Source organism: Pedobacter petrophilus (assembly GCF_009674725.1).
GTDB lineage: Bacteria > Bacteroidota > Bacteroidia > Sphingobacteriales > Sphingobacteriaceae > Pedobacter > Pedobacter petrophilus.
Genome location: NZ_WKKH01000047.1, coordinates 1 through 19,095, shown reverse-complemented (window position 1 = coordinate 19,095; position 19,095 = coordinate 1). Strand labels below are relative to the sequence as shown.

Here is a 19,095-nt window from a genome sequence, read left to right as displayed (position 1 = left end):
TAAGTAATGGTCATTGATTTACCAGCCTGGGTTTTGAATTAAAATTCCTTTGGACTTATTCACCTCAGTCAATGGAATCGGATATAAATATTGACGCTCCTGAAAAGCCGTTCGCTGATAAGCTGCCTCAACGGGAACAATGGAATAACTAAAGCCATTTCCAACCCTCAAAACGTTCATCGCGGTAAGGGTCTGTGAAACCAACTCGGGACCTTTCTTCCATCGCATGATATCCCACCAGCGAATATCCTCGAAAGCAAATTCAACTGCTCTTTCATTTTGTATACGGGTACGCATATCATTTTTGGATAGCCCTGCTGGCAGACCTGGCATACCAGCACGGGCCCTTACCAGGTTAATATTTTGGTAAACTTCAACGCCCGGACCATTTGCCTCATTCATTGCTTCAGCATAATTTAAAAGCACTTCAGCGTAACGGAAATAAATGTAATTTATTAGACTGCGTGCAGTTGCACCTGCTCGGTACACTTCAGGCCATAATTTTTTGCAATAATAGCGCGTTCTAGTGAAGGTATTTGTTCCGATTCTAAAATCACTTCCTCCTTCATACATTTGGATCTGGCGCCCCTGCCAGCTCATATTGTGGTAAATGATATTTGCATAAAAGCGGGGATCACGGTTCGCATAGGGGTTCTGCGGATCATAACCAGAGCCTGCGGCATTTATCGGTGCACTGCTAACAATAGGTCCGGTGGATGTATTGCGCTTAACCGCTTCATATAAATCCACGTGATTTTGGGTCGGATTGAGTAAACCCTGTGCGCCACCCGAGCCAGGAGACATCACAAAATCATTTGGAAAACTAGAACCGCCCATTTGCCTGGGTGCTCGTACCTTTATCATGATATATTCCGGAGAGGTGTCCACATTAAGCAAAGTATTGTAATCGGGTTGCAGGGCATATTTGCTCATATCGATAATCTCTTTTGATGCCGCGGCTGCGATAGCCCATTTGGCCGGATCGCCAGAGGCGTTATGCAATGGGCTAGCATCGAGCATTAATAATCTCGCGCGTAAAGCCTTAACCGCACCTACAGTCGGCCGGCCAAAGTTTCCCGCATCCCAATCTGTAGCCGGAGAATAATTGAGTGAGGATTCCACTTTTAGAATATCTTCAGCATCTTTAAGGTCTTTGAGAATAAAGTCCAGCGTTTGCTGATAGCTGCTTCTTGGCAAGTCGATGTCTTCGGTAGGGGTAAATGGCCTATCGGCGATAATTACGCCCCCGTAACGCTTGATGAGTTCAAAATAAAACATTGCACGCAGAAAAAGCATTTGTGCACGAACTAACTTTGGATTAAACATGCTGCCCGACCAGGGAACCTTATCTATATTAGCCAGAACGGTATTTACAATCCGTATGCCTTGATACATCCGGGGATATGTACTGGCAATTTCGGTGTTTGCGACCAAATAATTGCCCGCCCAAATAGGAGCTAAACTGATTACTACCCCTGTCGCCTCATCGGTTAGCTGTCCGGTGGTGCCTTTGTAAGTATCCTGCAAACGACCATAATCATCAATCATGAAATTGTATGCATTATCGGCAAAGCGAGTAGTTAGCAAGGGATCTGCAAAAACTTTTTCTTCGGGCAGGGTAGTGCCCAAATCCAATTGTAGGAAGTCTTTTTTACAACCTGCCTGGCCTAGTAATATCATTAATAGACAACCGGTAAATATCTTTTTAAACATATGCTTCGAATTAGAATTGAACATTAACACTAAAGTTGTATACTTTGGATAAGGGGTAAATGTTGGAATTGGATAGTCCACCTGCGGTAGCTCCGTTGGCAATTTCCGGATCAAGACCACCCTTGAATTTAGTCCAAGTGTATAGATTCTGACCAGTCAGTGAAACCCTTATGCTTTGTACATTCAGACTTTTTGCAAGTGTTGATGGAAACTGATAGGCAAGTTCCACATTTCGTAGCTTAACATAACTAGAATTTTGCAACAGGAAAGAGTTCAACACATAACTGGGATTGTTGGGATAATTTGTTGGTTTGGCAACCGGCCAACTTGCAGTTTCATTATCTGCCGGCGATTTCCATCTGCCAAGCATTGGTGTATAGACTTGCGAACGTCCCGGGTCATAGGGCAAAACAGCAGAATTCACTTCAAAAGCACCCTGGAAAAGAGCTGATAGCGATATTCCTTTATAGCTTACCGTTGGTTCAACCCCCAATATGCCTTGAGGAATATCTGTGCCACCTATAGTAACCCTGTCTTGTGAGTCAACTGTTCCATCCCCATTGGTATCCTGATATTTTAAATCTCCCGGAATCACTCGAACACCGGTTGCGTTATTAACTGGGCTTGCGGCGATATCAGCAGCATTCTGGTAAAAGCCAATCACTTGATAGCCAACAAATTGTCCAAGGCGTGTTCCTAAAAGACTTTGATAAGCTGGTAAATTAAAAGCCTCATCGTTAATGACCACCCGGTTTCTGTATCGAGAATATTGAATATTGATGCCATAATTAAAATTGTTACCTAAATTATTATAAGAGAGTTCCAAGTCATATCCCTTATTATAATTAGCTCCGTAGTTGACAATCGGCAATGTCGCTCCATAGATTAGCGGCGCGGAATTCGTACGACGCAATGCAATCTGGGTTCGGTCTTCATCATAAGCATCAGCGGTTAACTTTAGTCGGTTTTTGAAAAAGCTAGCCTCAATCCCCAGATCTCTTTTAACAGAGTTTTCCCAAGTGATATCCGGGTTTCCAAATTGACTCTGAAAGACGACCGAATTTGCTGTCGCACTTGTGCCGTTTCCAAAATATACAATGTTGTTAGCCCCTGAAATCCCGCCATTGGCATTCACACCACCCCCGCCACTGGTAAAGTTGCTATTGTATAAGAAGCGGGTTTCTCCTGTGACTGCCGGATTAGAATAACCTGTTCTTCCCCAGGATCCTCTGATTTTTAGAAATGACAACCAGTGGATATTTTTTAAGAATTTTTCCTCGCTCACATTATACGCTGCGGAAACCGATGGGAAAAAACCATAACGTTTACCAGCTGCAAAGTTTTCTGATCCATTGTAAGCCCCGTTGAATTCCACAAAATATTTGCCTGCATAGTTGTATTTTGTACTTAATACTAGACCCTGGTTAGCAAATGGTGCGTTGGCTATATTGCGTTGAACCCCGCGTACTTCCCTCTGAGCAAGCGCCAGTATGGATACTCGGTGTTTACTGAACTCACGGTCATAATTGAAGCCCAGTTGAATATTTGTTTTATTGTATCCATCACGGCTACTATTAACCCCGCCAAGGTTATCATTAAAAAAGCCAGAAAAAGGGATCAGCTCGCCTGTCACCGGATCAACCTGATATTTCGCGTAACTGCCCGACTGCGCCCGAACGCCGATAATAAAAGCATCAAGTCCTAATGTACCCTTAAAGCTTAATCCTTTGGTAATCACATCGAGCTTTTGATTAAGTACAAATACACTTTCTATGGTATTATTGATTCTGTTGAAATATCCGTTTCGGGTCAACTGAGAGTAGGGGTTAAAGGTATTCACCCCAATTCGGGGATTTTCAATATTATTGTACAAATCATCCAAAGCGGCCAATTCCGGCGTAGCTCTGCTGGTATACTCTGGAAAAAATGGAACTCCCCAGGCTGGAATAGCCAATAACCTGCTGATAATCGCCGTAGTTCCGCCGGTATCGCCAGTTCCGGCTACCCCGCCACGTATACCAAACGTATCTTCCACTCGGCCACCGAATTTGATACTGAAAACAGTTGATTTACTTAGGTTAAAATCCAAATTGCTCCGGAAATTATATCGCGTAAAAGAATTCGAAGTTCTATAGCCATTAATGGGCTGAAAGTTTTTAAACATCCCGTCTTCAAACAAATAACCCAGGGAAATAAAAAACGTCGCAAATTTACTGCCGCCGCTAAAGTTCAGGTTATGCTGGGTTCTTAACCAGTTTTCTTTGGTTACCGCTTTATACCAGTTGACATCCGGATAGCGGAGCGGGTCGGAACCATCTTTGAACTTAATGAGTTCTGAATCCTGAAAAGTTCTCTGTGCAGGCGTAAACAGTCCGGCAGCAATCAGGTTGTTTTCTCCTTCAGTTGTGTAACTAGCGGCATCAAAGGCATTTACCGTATTGGGCAGGCCCGTTAAACTTACCAGACCTACTCCACCTGAATAGGAAATCCTAAAGGGGCCTGCTTTACCAACTTTAGTGGTTATAACGATTACACCATTACCTGCTTTAATACCATATAACGCGGTTGCAGAGGCATCTTTTAATACGCTGATGGATTCAATTTCATTAGGGTCAATGTTTCCAAAAGAAGTTCGTTCTACCCCATCTACAATGATTAGCGCTGCGGAATTAGCAGAAGAGCGGCCCCGGATAAAAATGTCTGCAGCGTTTTCTCCTGGTACTCCGCTTCCCTGACGCGTCACCACACCCGGAATTTTTCCGATAAGTGCATTGGTCATATCAGGAACCGGCGCTTTTAGGAGCTCCTTTCCTGAGAGTGTGCTATAAGCAGCGGTTTGCTCGCTACGCTTTTGTGTAGAGCCAAAGCCCAGCACAACTACATCATCCAGATTACTTGCTTCACTGAAGAGCTTGATGGTCATATTTGCAGCAGCTGGGATTTCGAGTGTTTTGTATCCAACAAATGATACCGTAAGTATGGCCCCTTCGGGCGCAGAAAAACTGAATTCTCCATTGTTGTTTGTTGTTGCTCCTAATTGGGAGCCTTTTATCTTGATGGTTACCCCAGGCATTGTTTCTCCTTTATCATCCACAACTTTACCTTTTACGGTGATGTCCACAAACGGGAAAAAAGACAGCCCTTTGGTCTTTTTGGCCATCATTAATTTTTCATCTTTAAATAAAGGAGTTTCTTTTCTTTTAGTTGTAAGGCCATAAGCCGGTAAACAGGCGCAGGTTATTAATAGGATCCAGAATTCAGGCTTAAATACGTGCTGAAAAAACATAGGTAGTTTTACAGAACGAACCAGATACATGCGTTCTTTCTTCATAGTTGAAATCTCATAAGGGGGTTATTAGTTGGTTAGTGCCTTCTTCCGGTAGCCGGGATTAAGCTTGTTCTGGGGAAAATTGTAAATTTTTTCCTGATTTGAATAGTAAATTTTTATTTCATTCGCCTGCCATTTTTTTATGTGAAGTTTATTTTGATCGTGATTTTGGCCACAGGCCTTTGGTTATGATATACTTTGCTCGGTATTAAATGTTAGTAGACTCGACTTTTACGGAATGGAAAACTTGCTTAAAATTTATTTTTAAAAGTAGGAGTGACCTTAGCTTTACAATGATATTTGGTTTATAACTCAAATTAAAGCAGTTTGGCGGATTACTTTTGCTCAATCATTTTCTTAATCGTCTCATTATAGCGAAGATACGAGTCCAAAAATTGAATAACCATATCCTATTGATAACTGCCGTCTATGACTTTGCTATATTTGGTATATATCTTTTTAGCTTGGTCAATGGTATTTCCCTGAACTGCAACAGGATAATCTTTTCTGGCATTTACCCATTCCCACTCCCATACCTTAATTTGCCGTGTAAAAGCTTTGTTATCCAAAGATTTTTTACCCTGCAAGTCTAAGCTAAGTGCAGAAAAAAACTGTGTCCAGCGAGGCTTGTAATAATCATTCAACAGCCCGCTCCATTGCCGACAAGCATACTCATGTAAAATAGCGTCTTTGTCTCCCCAAAGGGTAATCAGGTTTTTAGCATTCTGCTCATATAAGTTTCGTTCTTCATCAGTACTGCCCCACCTGCGGGCTTGTGCCACCCACTTGCCTAATAAAAAATCCGGGTGCGATGCTAGCATTCCATCCATATCTTCGATCAGGCTAATAAACTCATCACTATATAATTTAAATTTTTGCGCGTCTTTTGCCCGGTAAGCCGTGACCCATTTCTGATGAACGACCAGCGCATAGTTGGCCAGCACCTGCCTGCTCACATCTATCAAGTCAAAACGGAAACCTTCACTTTTTTTTAACTCATCTGCGGCAGCGACCAGTGCATGCCAGGCGGGCAGGAGATCCTTCGGATTATAATTGAGTTTAGTCTTGGTCCATTGGGTTGTAGAATCTAAAGTCGGCCTGGCCTGCAAAATTGATTCCGCCCCATCCCTAATGTATTTATCTTTAGGTACTGTGTAGACCGTACCCCGAAGTACGCTCCAGGCTTTCAGCCCCTGCTTATTGACTGTACCATACCGGTTGCGGACATATTTTGGCAGCCACTCGTTTAAGTTAATACTATCCCTTGTCCATGTATTGGCTGTGAAGAGTTCATAAATGACTGGATTTTGTTCGATACCTTCCATTGTGAGTCCTATTCCTGTTAATCTACCAGACTGAGTACTCTGGAGCGCCTTGGAAGGGCCAGTTGCAGCCTCCTCCATTCGTCCAAAGATATTGGTATTTCCACCAAAATTATTCACCATCGACCAAATCCAAGGCTTCCCATAGAACGCTTCTGTACGCTTCCATATCGGCTCTACCTCGGCTGCAAGATCAAGGATAATCATCTTATCATCCGGTACCGATTTAAGTAAAGCCTCGGTCTGCGCTTTGCCCCAGAATTTACGGTCCGCGTAAAACAGCCAGCCTTGCATCACCCAAACCGCATTGCTATCTGCCTGATGCATTGCATCATATACGCGTGCACTTAATTTGCCCAGATATTCAGGTTCATTGGTTGGAGGTTCATTCTCGTTGAAAGTATCCGCCGAGTAATAATGATCAGTACCCAAAAGCTCAGTTTGCTTTTTTAGAAACATTTTACCTATCCGGTTGAATAAAGGATCTTCTGAATCAAGGATGTAATTATCAGCAAATCCATTATTCCAATTGGTTGTCTTAAGTTTTGCATTGGGAAATTTTTTCGAAAAAGCGGGCGGTACATGTCCAGTGAATGCTGACAGTATAGGTTTCATGCCTAGCGCGCGCTGACGGGTAAGAATCTTTTGTTGTAATTCCATATGGCTTTTCATCCATCGTAATGGCAATGGTCCGCCCCAAGCGTCCATATTTCCCATCCAGAACCAGGCCAAGTAGGCCGGACCAGTAAAGAAGTTTTTTAGCTCCTGATCACTAAAACCGAGTTCTTTGTATACTAAGTACCAGGTATACTCCTGACCGGTAATCGCCAGTGGCATATTAATCCCATGTAGGGCCATCCAGTCAATTTCCTTTTCCCACCTGGGCCAGTCCCACCAGCTCATAGTATAATTGAAAGTGCAGTAATTTAGATAATAACGAAAATTATAGGGCGTTTCTTTAATCACTTTATGCTTGAGCATAGGTAAATTTGACGGCATCTTTAGATTACTGCCATTCCAGGTCAGCTGGCCCCCGGCGTACTCAGTAATGTAGTGATATAGCGCTGAAGCTATAGATACCCCATTATTTCCCCTTAAAATGATTTGCCCATTTCGGCTCTCCAGCTCAAAGCGGTCTGTGCTTTTGGTTGATTTTAGTGTCTCCACTCTGAATCGATGAGCATGGGCAGGTAAGACCCGTTTAATCAGCGCGATGGAAGAATCAACAGTCGTTTGCGCTTTTACTGAATGCAAAAGACCAAACATAAATAAAGTGAATAGGAAAGATTTAACAGTCATTGTGAGGCTCATACAAATTATTGGTCACACCAAATATAATAGGGAATCCACAGCATGCTTTGCTCAAAAGTTAGGCTAATCGTCTCAAATTTTTAAGGTAACAACTTAAAAAAGGCTTTAAGCATCCCTTTCTCATCGCTATTGCAAAAACACTAGCCATTAACACAACTCATTTTTCTTCAAATAGCTGACATTTCATGGAAATTCAATTATATTTGAAATAACCACCTATGAGCCGCATATTATTAATTCTTTGCACGATTTTAGGGCTATATTTAGCTCCATTTCCTTCTCAGGGACAGCCTCATTACTTCAAGCATTTTGAAACAGATGATGGATTAGTCAATAACTCAGTCAGTAGCATTACCCAGGACCATTATGGCTTTATCTGGATAGGTACCCGCGGGGGATTGATGCGCTTTGATGGTTACTCATTCAAATCTTTTAACAACCGGACCGGCCAGCGTGGTAACCTCTGGAATAATTTCATTACCTCTATCTGTGAAGATAAAAAAGGCATACTTTGGATAGGTACCGGCAGAGGGATATTTAAATATGATCCTTTAACAGAGGTGCTCACATCTTTAAGCGTGGCGCCTCAGGTTTACATTAATGGCTTTGTGATCGATCGCCAAAATAAGGTATGGCTACTCGGGCAGAACCGCTTATATTGTTATGACCAGACTACCAATAAAATAGAAGATCTCAAAATACATGTATCTCGGATAGCGTTGAACTTTGATGGTAATTTGCTGCTTGGTAATTATGACGGAATCTTTTTCACCTGCAATACCACAACCAAAGCCATTACCAAAACACGAATAATTGGTACAGATACCGCTCCAAATATGCGGGCGATCACTGAAATCTACCCAATAAGTAAAGATTTAACATTTATCGGACATAAGCAGGGTCTTATTACCTACCACTCCAGAACGAAACAAATTGATACTATCCCTCTTCGCAACGGCACCGATAATCGGGTGATGGTCCGAGACATCTGCAGGAGCAAAGGAGATGAATATTGGATAGCTACCGAAAATGGGCTGTACATTTATGACCTGAAAAAACATCTCCTGTCTAGATCCGTAAAAAAACTAGGCGACCCTTTTGCAATATCAGATAATGCAATTTATTCGGTTTATAAAGATAAGGCTGGTGATATGTGGGTAGGCACATATTTCGGCGGATTGAATTATCACTCCCAGCAGAATGCAAAATTTGAAAAATTTTACTCAATACCACTGAAAAACAGTCTCTCGGGAGACGCGGTCAGCGAATTATGGAATGATCAAAACCAATTTTTATACATCGGAACCGAAGATGCAGGACTAAACCGTTTAGACATCAGAACAAAGGAAATTACCAATTACCTATCTAATCCGAAATTAGATAATGGTTTTTATTCTAACATCCATAGCCTGCTGGGATCCGGAAATGAACTTTTCATTGGATCATATTACCATGGTATGCAGGTTATGGATAAGAGAACAGGACAGATCAGGGAACGGTATAAAATCGTGAATGAAGCTGGTGAGGATGGTAGTGATTTTGTTTTAAGCATGTGCCTGATGAGAGACAGCAATCTGGTTCTGGGAACAACAGGTGACTATGGCGGCTTATACCGCTATCATAAAAATAAAAAAAAGTTTACTCGTTTTAAGCAAATTCCCCTAGGGAGTACAATATATCATATTCTTCAGGATCACCAAGGAATGTTATGGGCAGGCTTGAAGTCCCAAACCACCGTCTATATCAATCCTAAGACTGGACGTCATGGTAAAATCGTGTTTGGTGACCCCAAAAATGAATCATCAGTACATTTCATTCTGGAAGACAGCTCTCACGCGATATGGTTCACAACAGTTGGTGCTGGTTTAATTCGTTTGGCCCCGGATCGTAAAACTTTCAGAAAATTCACTACCAGGAATGGATTGCCAAGCAATGTCCTTCATGGGATGATGGAGGATGATAACAGGCGATTGTGGATAGGGTCGAGCAATGGCCTGGTGTGTCTGGACCTGACTAGCTACCAAATAAAAGTATATACCCAGGCCAATGGCTTAATTACCAATCAATTTAATTTTAATTCTGCATCTAAAAGTGCCCAAGGTAGATTGTATTTCGGCTCGGTCAAAGGGCTCATAGCTTTTGACCCTAAGCAATTGCATCAAAGGGAGCGAGCACCTGAAACTTATTTTACCAGTCTACAGATAAATAACAATGAAGTTAATCCCGGTGATGTTAATAGTCCGCTGATTAAATCAATCACCCATACTGATAGCCTCATACTCAGCCCCAGCCAGCGCAATTTTAGTATTGAATTTGCTGCTTTGAACTTTAGTTCCGCAAAAGCCACCCGTTACCAGTATCGGATGAATGGATTAGACCGAAAATGGACATATTCTAATACAACCCGTAAAGCCTATTTTACAGATCTTTCCCCAGGGCGTTATACCCTTACTGTAAAGGCGAATAGTAATGTAGAAACGTGGGCGGGTAAAGAACGCAGTTTATATATTGAAGTCCTGCCACCTTTTTGGAGAAGCGGAACAGCCTACTTATTGTATGTAATTTTTACTCTTTCAATCGCTTATTTTTTGATGCGTCAATACCACGCTTATCAACGTAAGCGAAATATGGCAGAATTGAAGCTGTTTGAACATCAAAAGGAAAAAGAGGTTTATCAAGCGAAGATTGAATTTTTTACTCATATTGCCCATGAGATTCAGACTCCCCTAACCATGATAAGTGTGCCTGTATCTCGCTTATTAAAACAGACAGAAGACCACCCAGGGCTAAATAAAAGCCTATTAATGATTAATAAATACACTACCCGCCTAGTAGATTTGACTAGCCAGTTGTTAGATTTCCGTCAGACCGAGATTGAACAATTTGGATTGAATTTTGTCAATGTTGAAATCAGCCAATCAATTCTGGAAATTACTGACTCATTTCAGGATCTTGCGATCGAGAACAACATCAACCTCAATGTTAATCTACCGGAAAAGAGCTTTACCGCTTTTGTAGACCGAGAAGCATTTATTAAAATATGTAATAACTTAATTAGTAATGCCATAAAGTACGCACGTTCCAGAGCTGAAATCAGCCTGCATCCTGCAGCAGGAGCGTATTTTTCCGTTTCGTTTGAAAACGACGGAAAATCGATTCCCGAGGAATACCAGGAGAAGATCTTCCAACCATTTTTCAGGCTCAAAACTACCGATAAACCGGGAACTGGAATTGGCCTTCCTTTGGCCAAATCTCTAACAGACCTACATGAGGGAACCCTTAGCTTAACCTCAGGCAAAACAGATAAAATTATTTTTGTTTTAACCTTACCCATACACCAGCGATACGAATTTAATTTAGGAGTCTGGAAAAAGATTGATGTATATGAAAAATAGTATTTTAGTCATTGATGACCATCAGGATTTACTAATCCTTCTCAAGGATATTTTAGAAGAAGATTACCTCGTGCACCTTGCAACAAATGCCGAGCAAGCTAAAAAATTATTAGATGAACAGGTGATTCACCTTATCATATCGGACGTAATGATGCCTGGAATGGATGGCTTCCAGTTATGTCGATTAATTAAGTCAGATGTTGCTTATTGCCATATACCTATCATTCTGTTAACCTCAATGAATGGTATTCGTGCACATATTGAAGGACTGGAACATGGGGCAGATGCCTATATTCCAAAACCCTTTTCTGAAGAACTCCTTAAAATACAGGTTGCCAGTTTGCTACTAAACCGTACAAAAATCAAAGATCATTTCGCCAGCGTTCCCTTCGAAGATGTGCGTGTGATGGCCCACTCAAAAGCTGATGAGATTTTTCTTCAGAAATTGGATGAATACATTCGAAAAAATCTTAAGAATCCAAATATTGATATGGTTAGCCTTGCCGATCATATGTTCATGAGTCGGCCAACCTTTTACAGGAAGGTTAAAGCCTTATCTTCACTGACACCAAAGGAGCTTATCGATATTACACGGCTAAAAAAAGCGGCAAGCCTTATTGCAGAGAATCGGTATACCTTGTACGAAGTTAGTGTGATGGTCGGCTATAGTTCACAAAGTTTATTTAGTCGTAATTTTTTCAAATACTATAAAATGAATGCATTAGAATATGCCGGATCGTTACCCAAAGCAATTCGTGATGAGTAACCTACCAACAGATTCCCAATCTTTTAATGGAGGTAATCTGATACAGCCAAATGAAATATAACAGCTAATTTTTCTAACGGGTATCATCTCTGTTGAAGCTCAATGGCTCATACAATTTTTCTTCGAAACTTTGGTAATTTAATAGAATCAGCACCTTTATCAATTAATTGGGCTCATATATAGATAACTAAAATCTGACCACCAAAACCAAAAACCTAAATCACAACAACGATGTCGCATAACCCCCCTCATTATGATGAACTCACTCAAAAACACAATTATAATACCAAGGCCTTTGCTTTTTTATATCATGGTAAGAGAAAAAAGATGACAAATTAATTTGTAGGGATGCCCAGGGACAACCCTTAAACTCCAGATAAAGCGTGGGCAAATTGACTGCTACTGAAGCGCTGGTTGCCTAACAGATTATTTCATTTGGTATAGCTTCATTTGATATTTTATAATTGCCTGTTTTCTTTTGAACAAGTTTGTTGAACAGAATTTTATGATAAAATTTTATGAATTCAATAACTGATAAAACTTTGTAAAATTTAAATCGATGCATAATAGCTAGTCGAAAAGGGAGACTATAACCTAATCGCCTAAGGTCTAAAAGCAACACTTTAAGTGCGTTTTTTTCACTTGTTCGCATTATGGGTTGGGGTAGTTTAGCATAATTCAAAGGCAGTTTTGCAAGGTGTTTTTGGTGTACTTTAAGAATCGTATCCATCCAATCTCTTCCAGGATTACCCTCTGAAAAGTGGCTTATCAAAATTTCATGCGTAACATATATCGGATAGGAGCCAACAATTTGTAAGGACAGATCAAGATCATAACCGTGAAAACCGGGTAGAAGTTCTTCATCAAAGCGATGCTGCTCAAATACATACCTGGGCATGCACATCCATACCCCATCAATGGTAGTTACCTGAGATAATTGTTCTTTCAGAGGATTTATCCGGTGTTGGATAGGGCTGACAGAGGTGTACTTGAAATGCTGGATCATATTTACCCTTACTGGATCCCCAAGTATTCCATCTGCTACCCACATTGAAGGAGTTAAAGACTTGTAGGTCGAACCTGCGACGCCCAAAAGACCGATGGTACGCGAGGCAAAGGTGTCAATTAAAATCCGTCCCCAACCGTAGGTCATATATTCGATGTCTTCGTGCATAAAGCATAAAAGCTCAAATTTAGCAAGGCTTGCTGCCTCATTATACATTTGTGAAAGGCCCTTTTTCTGATTTTTATTGTCAGTAATAAGCAGCTCATATTGCACACCAATAGTTTGGGCAATGTTGTCTTTAAGTTTTTTTAAATACTCTGGATTTGCTGAGGCAATTATCAGACTTATCATAATTATTTAAATGTTATTATATTAATTTTTGATGGAACCATTTTAACCACGCAACTGAAACAAAAGGCATCTGTCTTGTAGAATTAATATCTGAACGGTTTTAATGGTCTAAACGCAACAGCGTCCTTGAATTTTTCCATTATAGTGCTCATTTTGTTTTAAAGAAATTTAGAGTAAATAAGAATTGCTTTAGTTTTATCTAATCTTTTACGCTACAGAAAAAGATTAGGTTCATAGATTTCAGATTTTTATTAATTGACCTGTTGCGTTGAATGAAGTTTCTGCGTTTTAGCTTAAAACTAAATCATTAAAATTCACATGAACAACACGAAAAACATCGGCATGAAAACATTGAGAAAAAATTTATTCTTTGCATTTTTAACCCTTTCAACAATTACTATCTTTTATAGCTGTAAAAAATATGATAACCAGCCACTACAGCCAATTTGCGCGGTTTCTGTATTTAATGCTCTTCCCGATGCGACACCACTTGATTTTTATCTGGGAGGTAAAAAAGTGAACATCGAAGGTCTACCATTTGGCAATAAACTCAATTATGTGGAAGCTTTCCTTGGTAAAAGAATGGTAAAAGTCACTACAGCAAATGCTTCGGCAACGTTGATAGACAAAGAGGTAGACTTATCCGAAAGCGTATATTATTCACTTTTCTTGGTTAATCAGTCTCAGACAGCAGACGTACTATTGTTAAAAGATGCCTTTTTGGAAAGGAATACTGAAAAGGCGCAAGTTCGGTTTATCAACCTTTCCCCCGATGCGCCATCTTATAATTTAGAAATACAAGGTGATACCACAACGTTTAGTGACAGGGCCTTCAAGACAGCTACTCCGTTTAAATACATAACTGATAATGCAAAAGCCACACTACTCTTGAAGGACAAAGCCACGGGACAAGTACTATCTACTTTGCCTGATGTAGAGCTTAAAAAAGGATTTGTCTATTCGGTTTGGGCTAAAGGATTAAATGCCACGACAGTTGATACTCAGAAAATAAGCCTTAAGGTTTCAGCACACTAAGGATAAAATTCTTTCCTACTTAGGCCTGGAGCTGCTTTGCCCCAGGCTTTTTTTTACATCAAGGCGTTTGCTCATCATGAGTCCACCCTTTATAAAAGTTAGTTTGAAAATATAGGGAGGTCTAAAAGAAATTAAAATACGTAGTATTTCTGCATAAAAAAGTTGGTAATATATGTTCTCTCTATCGAATTTTCACTTTGTTTTTTATCGCTGAATCTTAAATATCTAATTGCTTTCTTTTCCCTATAATTGTTCGAGAGTGGATTTAACAATGATTTTAACTATTAAATTTGGTAATTTATCTTCTTTATTTTTATGATATTGTTTTCACTATTTTCCAATTGTTTTGTGTCTCCTTGAGTGTGTTTTTGACATTTTTGGGAAGTAAAATCTTTTGGATTGATTGATGCCGCATCATTTTGTTTTGTTAAACAATCTTTGAAGCTAAAATGGTCTAAGTCTTTTTCTGGCAATTGTGATACAAATTTCTTGTCTACTTTCAGGACTTTATTCTTTGTTTTTTTGGTTTCCATAACTAGTTTTAAATGTCGAAGGCGGTCAATATGATTTGCTAACTGACTATTAATTATTGATTTTGGTTGATTACCAAAGTTGCCAAGAAAATCTAAGCTATTGATGATATTAGGTTGGTAAGTACCAACGAAATTTTTAGAGATTAAAATCTTCCTGAAAGTTAAAAAGCTTACAGGTAGTGTTTTGAGATCGATGTGGATTTAGAAAATTAATCAAGAACATGCTACTTCGCGGAATAATAATTGATAATGGCACCATGTCATTTGCTCATTCAAGACCACATCAATTATAAAGTCAAAAAAATAATGGTTGGAGATGTAATTTATTGTGACGATTATAAGCTAAAGAAGTTGGTGTATTCGTTAGGAACAGCTTTTAAGGCAGTGTTAGCTATGTACTGAATGCAAGCCTGGTGGAAGTAAATACTGATATAGAGACGGAATTGCTAAAAAATGAGCAAAACCAAAATTTATTTTATTTTAATTTGCCAGTTGAAATATTTAAAGATATGATCCTAACGTTAACCATTTAAAAATTGTCTCATTTAGTTATGGATGATCATGAGGGTTTGGTGTTATATAATTTACTAAAAATATTGTTCTGATACAATTACAAATTCAAAGAGATATTTTAAATGGAGAGAAGAGTTTTTTTGAAAAATAGCAGCATACTTGCTGGAGGATTACTAGCTGCCAATAAGCTAAACGCAGTTAATCTTGAGGTGCCTCCAATTCGTATAGCAATTATCGGCTGTGGAGACCGCGGAAAGGGAATAATACACATTCTTAACAAAATGCCAGATAAGTATCGAATCATAGCAGTATGTGATGTTCTTGATTTCCGGTTAGAGAGTGCTAAAAAAATTAGCGGAAGTGCGAGCTGGAAAACATATAAAGATTACGGTCAAATGTTAAGTTCTGAAAAACTTGATGCGGTTGTGATTGCCGTACCATTATATCTGCATTATCCCATCGCGGTCGAAACTATCAAAAGCGGATGTCACCTCTATTTGGAAAAAACCATGACTTACGATATTCAGCAATCTATTAATCTAGTTGGCTTAATGAGAGGTAGAAAACGGCAAATTCTGCAAGTTGGGCACCAGTACCGCTATTCTCCATTGTACTATCGCGTGAAGGAGATGATTGAGAAGGGAAGTTTGGGAAAGATTACCCAGGTGGACTGCAGATGGGACAGGAATGGCAGTTGGCGTAGAGAAGTTCCAAACAAAAATCTTGAGCGTGCTGTGAATTGGAGGATGTACAAGGCTTATTCCGGGGGGCTGGTCGCTGAATTATTGTCCCATCAAATTGACTTCATAAACTGGCTTTTCGATACACACCCTGACGAATTTTTTGCCACAGGTGGCATTGATGTCTACAAGGATGGAAGGGAGACATATGATAATGTCCAAGTGATGCTAAGATATTCCAAAATCGGACTTATCGGAAACTTTGGTTCAATGTGTGGTAATGCACGAGATGGATACCTTTTTAAAATTAAAGGCACTCTTGGAACAGTATCTTTATTAATTGACCAAGGAATGTTTTATCCAGAAAAAAAGACCCAGCCATCGAAGGAAATTATAGATGGTGTAACAGGTGCGAGCAAAATTGGTTGGGATAAAGATGGGGGTTTTCCTATTTTACTGCAAAAGCCACTGGATGGTACAGTCTATGCATTTGAAGATTTTCACAAGCGTATCCTGGACGGCTCAACTCCGGACAGCAATGTACTAACTGGCGCAAGAACTGCTATAAGCGTTCATCTGGCGAATGAGGCGCTATATACCAAAAAAAAGATTCTTTGGAATAAGGACTTTGACGTGTAAATAATCTTTTAAGCATTTAACAACCTGCTAATGCCCACTTACCTGTCTGGATTGTACATATTCTTTTGGAGACATTCCAAACTGTTTGAAAAAAGTTCTCCCAAAATGTTTGTGAGAACTAAAACCAACCATTTGAGAAATTTCATATATTTTCAGCACGCCTTGGCTGAGTAATTCAGCAGATTTCTTTAGCCTGGTGATGCTTATGAGCTCATTGCTGCTAAGGTTGGAGATAGATTTTATTTTCCGGTATAGTGTTGGTCGGCTCATATTCATTCTGTCTGCGAGATAATCAACATTTAATCCAGGGTCATCAATTCGGTCATTAATTAGGTTTTGAAGTTTTTCAAGAAAAAGTTCATCACCTTTGGTATAGGCCATGCTTTTGATATGGATAAGCGGCGAGCTTGCAAAGTACGCTTTTATTTTATTCCTGTTCTTGAGTAATGAGGCGACTTGAACCAGCAGGAAATCCGAATGGAATGGTTTTTCCACATATGCATCAGCACCCATTTCCAACCCATCAATCGTTGCCTGTAGACCAGTTTTTGCGGTAAGCAGTATTACAGGTATGTGGCTGTACTCGAAATTAGATTTAATTTTCTCACACAGTTCATAACCGTCCATCTTTGGCATCATCACATCGCTAATTACTAGCTGAATGATTTCCTGATGGAGTCGTTCCAGGGCTTCTTCTCCACTTGCTGCTGTTAACACATGGTATTTTTCGCAAAGTAAATCTGCCACATATTCTAAAATATCTTCTTCATCATCTACCAGCAAAATAACAAATTTGTCCTCCGTTGTTTCCGAGATACTTAGCTTAGGGATTATTTTCTTTTCCATTTACCTTTTAGGTTAAATTCGATTAATTGGTGTATCGGCAACTCGACAACAAAGAGGTTATGTCCGTAGGCATTATTTACCACAATTATATTACCCCCGTGTAATTCAGTTAGCGATTTAGTTAGGGATAAGCCAATTCCTGTTCCCTGCTTCATTTGCGTTTCAGTCGCCCTAAAAAAAGGTTCAAATATCTTTGTGTGGAGATTATCGGGAATGGTTTTTCCATCATTTGCTACTGAAACCTGAAATACGTCCATCTTATCCTCAGCAAGATATAATTTTACTTCAATTAGTGTGTCGCTATATTTGATTGCATTATCGATAAGGTTACTTATGATCTTATAGAACGCTTCTGTGTCAATATATGCTTCTATATCTGCCGAGGAAACAATCAATCTATAGGTCAGATTCTTCTCTCTAGCAACAGGTTGGAAAATAGTGAAAATCTCATGCAGGACTCCTGAAATATTAGCCTTCACAAAATTCAAAGAAAATCCATTAACTTCTGTTTTACGAAAATCAAGCAACTGATTGGTGAGGTTGAAAAGTCGATCCGTGTTTCGTTCCATCATTCTTAGCTTTTTCTCTATAAATGGCACACTTGAAGCATCCTTAATCAAATCACCCATAGGTCCTTTTATCAACGTTAAAGGGGTTCGGATTTCGTGAGCAATATTGGTGAAGAATTCAATCTTAGCGCGGTAGATTTCTTTCTCCTTGTTGTACTCGAAGCGCTCCATTCTTTGTTTAGTCTTGTTCGCCATTCGCAGGTGATAGAACCTAAAAAGATACAATACAAATAACAATATTAAAATGGCATAGATAAAATAGGCAAGGTGACTTCTATATAATGGCGGTAGTATGGTGATGGCTAATTGGGGATTATCGAAAGTCCAAGTGATACTTCCGTTTTCTAACGCTTTTACTTCGAAAACATAATGACCAGCCGATAGCTTAGTAAAGTAAACTTTTCGATTGGTTTTTAGGTAATTCCAATCATCGCTAATGCCTTTCATCCGGTAAGCGTATTGAGTCATTTCTGGAGAAAGAAAGCTGATTGCTGCAAAATCGATACTAAATGAAGACTGTGTATCATTTAGAACTATTTTTTTCGTGCTTAATATGGATTCAAATAAAACCGAGCTGTCTTGAATGCTGATTTCCTCATTATCAACCTGGAATCCGGTAATTTTTAGTGGCGGTTGAGTGTTAGTGGTTTTAAATGATCTGGGGTTAAAGCTGATTAAGCCTTTTACACTTCCAAAATAAATGTACCCATTGTTATCTTTAAAGCCCGAACTATAGTTAAATTGATCGGTTAGCAAACCGCTCGAGCGAGAGTAAACCTTAATCAACATTCTCGCTGGGTTAAAATTTATTAGGCCTCTGCTGCTTGCTATCCAAAGATTTTTTTCATCATCTTCAATAATCTTAAAGAGAAAATTACTCGGCAGCCCATCTTTCACCTTGATGATGTCGAAACCATTTTTTTTAACATTAAAGCGATTAAGCCCTCCGCCATCTGTTGTCACCCATAAATTTTTGCTGCTATCTTCAAATATACCATTAATGGTGTTGTGTGGATAAACCGCTTCAAATTGACCCCTCTTCACCACTTTAAAAAGCCCCCCTTAGCCGAGTTAATTTAATAAGGTCC

Annotated in this window: 11 protein-coding genes; 4 read left to right on the top strand and 7 right to left on the bottom strand. The window is 39.6% G+C overall.

The window, feature by feature from the left end; genetic code table 11:
* Nucleotides 1-18: 18 nt before the first annotated feature.
* The 3 genes from GJU39_RS19715 to GJU39_RS19705 all read right to left on the bottom strand — a co-directional run bounded on the left by GJU39_RS19715 (nt 19) and on the right by GJU39_RS19705 (nt 7,674).
* On the bottom strand, nt 19-1,680 hold the full coding sequence (locus GJU39_RS19715) for a RagB/SusD family nutrient uptake outer membrane protein (RefSeq protein ID WP_154282721.1): 1,662 nt from the start codon (nt 1,678-1,680) through the stop codon (nt 19-21).
* 43 nt (nt 1,681-1,723) lie between these two features.
* Entirely contained in the window at nt 1,724-5,044 is a 3,321-nt protein-coding gene (locus tag GJU39_RS19710; protein ID WP_154282720.1) for a SusC/RagA family TonB-linked outer membrane protein, read from the bottom strand.
* A 407-nt stretch (nt 5,045-5,451) separates the two neighbouring features.
* Nucleotides 5,452-7,674 carry an alpha-N-acetylglucosaminidase gene (locus GJU39_RS19705; RefSeq protein WP_245228025.1) on the bottom strand — a complete coding sequence of 741 codons (2,223 nt, stop codon included), beginning with the start codon at nt 7,672-7,674 and terminating at the stop codon, nt 5,452-5,454.
* Nucleotides 7,675-7,892: 218 nt separating this feature from the next.
* Between GJU39_RS19705 and GJU39_RS19700 the strand changes: the two genes are divergently transcribed.
* Nucleotides 7,893-11,069 carry a ligand-binding sensor domain-containing protein gene (locus GJU39_RS19700; protein ID WP_154282719.1) on the top strand — a complete coding sequence of 1,059 codons (3,177 nt, stop codon included), beginning with the start codon at nt 7,893-7,895 and terminating at the stop codon, nt 11,067-11,069.
* Nucleotides 11,059-11,835: a response regulator transcription factor gene (locus tag GJU39_RS19695; protein WP_154282718.1), complete on the top strand. Its 777-nt coding sequence runs from the start codon at nt 11,059-11,061 to the stop codon at nt 11,833-11,835. Before GJU39_RS19700 ends, GJU39_RS19695 begins: the two co-directional genes overlap by 11 nt.
* A gap of 418 nt (nt 11,836-12,253) precedes the next feature.
* On the opposite strand, the gene GJU39_RS19690 is transcribed toward GJU39_RS19695, so the two are convergent.
* Nucleotides 12,254-13,192 carry a glycosyltransferase gene (locus tag GJU39_RS19690; protein ID WP_154282717.1) on the bottom strand — a complete coding sequence of 313 codons (939 nt, stop codon included), beginning with the start codon at nt 13,190-13,192 and terminating at the stop codon, nt 12,254-12,256.
* A 318-nt stretch (nt 13,193-13,510) separates the two neighbouring features.
* Between GJU39_RS19690 and GJU39_RS19685 the strand changes: the two genes are divergently transcribed.
* Nucleotides 13,511-14,227 (top strand): DUF4397 domain-containing protein, encoded by a 717-nt coding sequence (locus GJU39_RS19685; protein ID WP_154282716.1) that lies wholly within the window; start codon nt 13,511-13,513, stop codon nt 14,225-14,227.
* Nucleotides 14,228-14,511: 284 nt separating this feature from the next.
* Here GJU39_RS19685 and GJU39_RS19680 read toward each other — a convergent pair whose 3' ends face one another.
* The gene (locus tag GJU39_RS19680) at nt 14,512-14,760 is read right to left on the bottom strand and encodes a hypothetical protein (RefSeq protein ID WP_154282715.1); all 249 of its coding nucleotides are present in this window, start codon (nt 14,758-14,760) and stop codon (nt 14,512-14,514) included.
* A gap of 635 nt (nt 14,761-15,395) precedes the next feature.
* Here GJU39_RS19680 and GJU39_RS19675 point away from each other — a divergent pair.
* Nucleotides 15,396-16,592, top strand: coding sequence for a Gfo/Idh/MocA family protein (locus tag GJU39_RS19675; protein WP_154282714.1), 1,197 nt, complete (start codon nt 15,396-15,398; stop codon nt 16,590-16,592).
* Nucleotides 16,593-16,619: 27 nt separating this feature from the next.
* On the opposite strand, the gene GJU39_RS19670 is transcribed toward GJU39_RS19675, so the two are convergent.
* Entirely contained in the window at nt 16,620-17,438 is an 819-nt protein-coding gene (locus GJU39_RS19670) for a response regulator transcription factor (protein WP_154282713.1), read from the bottom strand.
* Nucleotides 17,423-19,054, bottom strand: a complete 1,632-nt coding sequence (locus GJU39_RS24215) for an ATP-binding protein (RefSeq protein WP_154282712.1) — start codon at nt 19,052-19,054, stop codon at nt 17,423-17,425. Before GJU39_RS24215 ends, GJU39_RS19670 begins: the two co-directional genes overlap by 16 nt.
* Between the last annotated feature and the right edge of the window lie 41 nt (nt 19,055-19,095).

What these genes read in the sequence shown, in the direction of transcription:
- GJU39_RS19670 (WP_154282713.1), bottom strand. Translation starts at nt 17,438, where the DNA reads ATGGAAAAGAAAATAATCCCTAAGCTAAGTATCTCGGAAACAACGGAG.
- GJU39_RS19705 (WP_245228025.1), bottom strand. Translation starts at nt 7,674, where the DNA reads ATGAGCCTCACAATGACTGTTAAATCTTTCCTATTCACTTTATTTATG.
- GJU39_RS19710 (WP_154282720.1), bottom strand. Translation starts at nt 5,044, where the DNA reads ATGAAGAAAGAACGCATGTATCTGGTTCGTTCTGTAAAACTACCTATG.
- GJU39_RS19695 (WP_154282718.1), top strand. Translation starts at nt 11,059, where the DNA reads ATGAAAAATAGTATTTTAGTCATTGATGACCATCAGGATTTACTAATC.
- GJU39_RS19675 (WP_154282714.1), top strand. Translation starts at nt 15,396, where the DNA reads ATGGAGAGAAGAGTTTTTTTGAAAAATAGCAGCATACTTGCTGGAGGA.
- GJU39_RS19715 (WP_154282721.1), bottom strand. Translation starts at nt 1,680, where the DNA reads ATGATATTACTAGGCCAGGCAGGTTGTAAAAAAGACTTCCTACAATTG.
- GJU39_RS19685 (WP_154282716.1), top strand. Translation starts at nt 13,511, where the DNA reads ATGAACAACACGAAAAACATCGGCATGAAAACATTGAGAAAAAATTTA.
- GJU39_RS19690 (WP_154282717.1), bottom strand. Translation starts at nt 13,192, where the DNA reads ATGATAAGTCTGATAATTGCCTCAGCAAATCCAGAGTATTTAAAAAAA.
- GJU39_RS19700 (WP_154282719.1), top strand. Translation starts at nt 7,893, where the DNA reads ATGAGCCGCATATTATTAATTCTTTGCACGATTTTAGGGCTATATTTA.
- GJU39_RS19680 (WP_154282715.1), bottom strand. Translation starts at nt 14,760, where the DNA reads ATGGAAACCAAAAAAACAAAGAATAAAGTCCTGAAAGTAGACAAGAAA.